This is a genomic window from Gluconacetobacter azotocaptans (assembly GCF_014174355.1).
Taxonomy (GTDB): domain Bacteria; phylum Pseudomonadota; class Alphaproteobacteria; order Acetobacterales; family Acetobacteraceae; genus Gluconacetobacter; species Gluconacetobacter azotocaptans.
The window spans coordinates 1-1,058 of the sequence record NZ_JABEQF010000054.1; the positions used below are offsets into that span (position 1 = coordinate 1).

1 protein-coding gene is annotated in these 1,058 nt (G+C 62.0%); it reads right to left on the reverse strand.

What is annotated here, in order from left to right; translation table 11 throughout:
* Positions 1-15 precede the first annotated feature (15 nt).
* Positions 16-964, reverse strand: a protein-coding gene (locus HLH34_RS19090; RefSeq protein ID WP_264784170.1) for an IS630 family transposase whose coding sequence is annotated in 2 segments (ribosomal slippage) — positions 16-625 and positions 624-964 — 951 coding nt in all. Because the reading frame shifts where the segments join, the coding sequence is not laid out codon by codon here.
* Positions 965-1,058 lie beyond the last annotated feature (94 nt).

The window sequence follows — 1,058 nt, forward strand, 5'->3', positions numbered from 1 at the left end:
TAGAGCATAATCCGATCAATCTGGTTCATATCCGGCGGCAGCAAAGCAGGCGGCGGCTTGACTGTGACCGACGTCGTCGATTGCGCTGCATACCGCGTCTTGGAGGGCATCAAGGGTTCGGGGCGCCACTCGTCTGATCCAGGCCTTCATCTTGGCGAAGATGTTCTCGATCGGGTTGAAGTCGGGACTATAGGGCGGCAGGAACAGCAGTCGGGCGCCGACTGCCTCCACGGCCTCCCGCGCTTCGGCACCCTTATGTGCCGGAAGATTATCCAGGATGACGACGTCTCCCGGCGACAGTGTTGGAGCGAGCACCTTGCGAGCATAGGCGGCGAACCATTCCCCAGTCATTGGGCCGTCCAGCATCATCGGCGCTGTCATGCCGGACAGGCGCAATCCGCCGATGAACGTCGTGGTTTTCCAGTGCCCATGCGGCACAGGCATGCGACAACGCGTGCCGCGACGTGACCGTCCCCGCAGACGGGCCATCTTTGTCGAGACGGCGGTTTCGTCGATGAAGACCAGCCGGGCCGGATCGAGGTCAGGCTGGCTGTCGAACCAGGCCTCGCGCTTTGCTGCGACGTCGGGCCGTGTCTGCTCGCTGGCGTGCGCCGTTTTTTTTGACGGTCATGTCGTGACGGTCGAGGCAGCGCCAGATCGTGCTCGGTGCGAAGCGGACCCCGTGTTCCGCAGCGAGTTTCTCCGCCAGTTCGATGAGGGAAATGTCGGCCCTGGCTTCAATCGCAGCCAGCAGAACGCCCGACCACACTTCGATCCGATGGGAACGACGATCGCCACCCTGCCGCAGCGCGTGCTCCCGGCCGCTCGCACGCCATTCCGCTACCCACCGGATCACGCTGGAGGCGGAAACACCAAAGCGCTCGGCAGCCGCCCGGCGGGTCATACCAGAGGAAACCGCAGCAATGGCTCGGCGCCGCAGATCAGACGATAGTGCTCGGGTCATGATCGCCGGCCCCCATCCCGGCAATCAGGATGAATCAGATTTTGACCAATATGGGAATCCAAAAACGACTCAATTAGATCAGATTATGCTCTAG